1 protein-coding gene is annotated in these 956 nt (G+C 57.1%); it reads right to left on the bottom strand.

From position 1 onward, the window contains the following. A partial coding sequence (gene tuf, locus ACF8K2_RS24055; RefSeq protein WP_392468106.1) for an elongation factor Tu occupies window positions 1-956 on the bottom strand: 956 nt, incomplete at both ends.

The following is a 956-nucleotide window of genomic DNA, read 5'->3' on the forward strand; positions in this document are numbered from 1 at the left end:
GTACGACCGCCTTCACGGATAGCGAAGCGCAGACCGTCTTCCATTGCGATGGTCTTGATCAGGGTAACAGTCATCTGAATGTTGTCACCTGGCATTACCATTTCAACGCCTTCCGGCAGTTCGCAGTTACCGGTCACGTCAGTGGTACGGAAGTAGAACTGAGGACGGTAGCCTTTGAAGAACGGAGTGTGACGACCGCCTTCTTCTTTCGACAGAACGTAGACTTCTGCGGTGAACTTGGTGTGCGGCTTGACCGAACCTGGCTTGACCAGAACCTGGCCACGCTCAACGTCGTCACGCTTGGTACCACGCAGCAGAACGCCGCAGTTCTCGCCAGCACGACCTTCGTCCAGCAGCTTGCGGAACATCTCAACACCGGTGCAGGTGGTGGTGGTGGTGTCACGCAGACCAACGATTTCCAGGGCGTCTTGAACGCGGACGATACCACGCTCGATACGACCGGTAACAACGGTACCACGACCCGAGATCGAGAATACGTCTTCGATTGGCATCAGGAACGGCTTGTCGATAGCACGCTCTGGCTCTGGGATGTAGCTGTCCAGAGTTTCAACCAGACGCTTGACAGCGGTGGTGCCCATTTCGTTGTCGTCTTTGCCTTCCAGCGCCATACGAGCCGAACCGATGATGATCGGGGTGTCGTCGCCTGGGAAGTCGTAGGTGGACAGCAGGTCGCGAACTTCCATCTCGACCAGTTCCAGCAGCTCAGCGTCGTCTACCAGATCAGCCTTGTTCAGGAAGACCACGATGTACGGAACGCCAACCTGACGGGACAGCAGGATGTGCTCACGGGTTTGTGGCATCGGACCATCGGCGGCCGAGCAAACCAGGATCGCGCCGTCCATCTGGGCAGCACCGGTGATCATGTTCTTCACGTAGTCAGCGTGACCTGGGCAGTCGACGTGAGCGTAGTGACGAATGTTCGAGTTGTACTCGAC

Origin of the sequence: Pseudomonas sp. xss_2, from assembly GCF_043104195.1 — a bacterium.
GTDB classification, from domain to species: Bacteria; Pseudomonadota; Gammaproteobacteria; order Pseudomonadales; family Pseudomonadaceae; genus Aquipseudomonas; species Aquipseudomonas urmiensis.